At 34.7% G+C, this 2,186-nt stretch carries 1 protein-coding gene; it reads left to right on the forward strand.

Annotated elements, in window-relative coordinates:
• Positions 1–76: 76 nt before the first annotated feature.
• On the forward strand, positions 77–1,846 hold the full coding sequence (locus DDE80_RS14210; RefSeq protein WP_153060927.1) for a hypothetical protein: 1,770 nt from the start codon (positions 77–79) through the stop codon (positions 1,844–1,846).
• The last annotated feature ends 340 nt before the right edge of the window (positions 1,847–2,186 follow it).

Consider the following 2,186-nt stretch of genomic DNA (forward strand, 5'->3'; position numbering starts at 1 on the left):
TCAAAAAATCCTCCAACAATAACGTCATTCCTACACTTCCAATCTATCTCTTTATGAAATAGATTATCTCGGATAGGTGGGGAATTTTAAACCGTTATTATTGAGGATTTTAACACCGATATTCACAGTAGTTGCTCAAGGAATTACTAAGCAAGAAAATTCTAAAGGTGTAGCGTTAGTATTCACTGGTACAGGTTTAACTGATACAACAGAAAAAACTTACAAAGTATCTGTTGAGTATAAAGTTGATGCTGACACTACAATCAAATCTAACGAAATTTCTGTAAAAGTTGGCGGTAAACGTGCAGCTAACGCAGTAACAGTGGATGCACCAGTAACTACAGTAGCTTTATTAGGCTCAACTCAAGTAATTGTAAAAGCTGTAGACCAATACGGAGATGCATTTGACGTAACTCCTACTTTAGAAGCAAATAAGTATGTTTCTGTAACAGGTTCACCAGTTAAGGTATATGTAACTGAAAAAGGTGAAATTACTGAAACTGCTGCTTCAAACAAATTTGCTGGTTATAAGTTAACATTAACAGGTAATGAATCAGTTTCTACAACTACTTTAACATTCAAAGCTGGTACTAAAACAACTGCTAAAGCATTCACAGTTGCGGCTTTAGAAGAATTAGTAGATTCTATTGAGATTAAAGAAGAAGAAACTATTAATAACTCAAATGCGGGTGCTAACAAAACAAACAAAGTTAAACTTGTAGCAACTGCTAAAGATGCAGCGGGTAATGCTGTAGCATTAAATCCATCAGACCTTACTTGGACTATCAAAACTATCAAAGATAAAGATGGTAATGTTTTAACTTGGGAAACTGATAAGTATGTATATACAAAAGATGGTGTTAAACAAAATACTACAATTGCAACTCAAGTAACTATTGGTAAAAACACTGGTGAATTAATTGTTCCAGAAAACGTAACTGTTGAAGTAACTGCAGAAGCAAAAACTTCTAACTTAAAATCAGATACAGTTGTTGTGAACTTCAGCTCTGAAGCCCCTAAATTTGTAGAAGGTTTAACAGTTGCTAAAGTTTGGGATAAAGAAAAGTCTGAATTAGTTGATGTTGAAGAAAATACTTTAGCTATTACAATTGATGATGTTGATTCTAAAGAATTCAAATTAACATTTGCTGGTATCGACCAATATGGTGAAGTATTCGAAGATGTTACTTCATTCACAACATTAGCTACTGGTAATGCTACAATTGCTAAAGCAGAAAATGCTGCTGGTACTGTAACAGTTAAAGCAGAAGGTAAAGCTGGTACTACTAAACTTTATGTTGAGTATGGTGGAGAAACTTTAGAGATCAACGTAACAGTTACTGAAGCAGTAGCTAATGCAGTTGCAGCTGAAAAGGCTCTTGATGCAGCATATACAGCAGCTAAAGCTGGTACAGCAACTAAAGCTCAATTAGAACTAATTGCTGGTAAAACACTTTCAGCAGAAGCAGTACTTGCATTAAATGTGCTTGTTAAAGAAAAAGTGAATAATTCAGATGTAAAAACTATCGTTGATGGTATTGCAAGTGCAACTGTAAAAAATGCTATAGCTGACCCAACTCATGATGCTGAAAAAGATGAAACTTATGAGGCACGTGCTTTCTATAAATTCGAATCAGATTTAAATACTACTAATTATAAGACATTAATTTCTGTAAAAGCTGGTGTAGCTAATTTGGTTACAATCACTGACGATTCTAATAATGGTTTACATGTCTATAAAGATGCTACTAAACGTGTATTTTTTGCAGAAGACAAAGATAGTAAATGGGAAATTTACACAATTACACCTCCAGCTAAACCAGTAGAAGGAACTCCTGAAGGATAATTAAACGAAACGTTACTGGCGAATAAATCGCAAAACGTGATGAAATCGTCGAAATAGGTGTCCACAGTAGAGCTGATCCGTAATGGATTGGCTCTACTTTTTGCTTCTTTTAAATATCGGAATATTCACTTTATTTAAAAGGGTATACGAATTCCTTTGTTTTTCTTTCGTTTTTATCACACGTGTTGATTAACCAAAATCATCCAGTATTTATTTGATACAGCTCGCGATGAAATTCGAGTATTTCTCCCAGACCAATCCGCCATTCGATTGGCAGAGTAGCACAAAGAAGCTGGCGCGTAAAACCAGCGAAAGAGAGGCGTTTACAGTTGTTTTTCTT

The sequence above is a fragment of the Metalysinibacillus jejuensis genome, from assembly GCF_003057615.1.
Taxonomy (GTDB): Bacteria; Bacillota; Bacilli; order Bacillales_A; family Planococcaceae; genus Metalysinibacillus; species Metalysinibacillus jejuensis.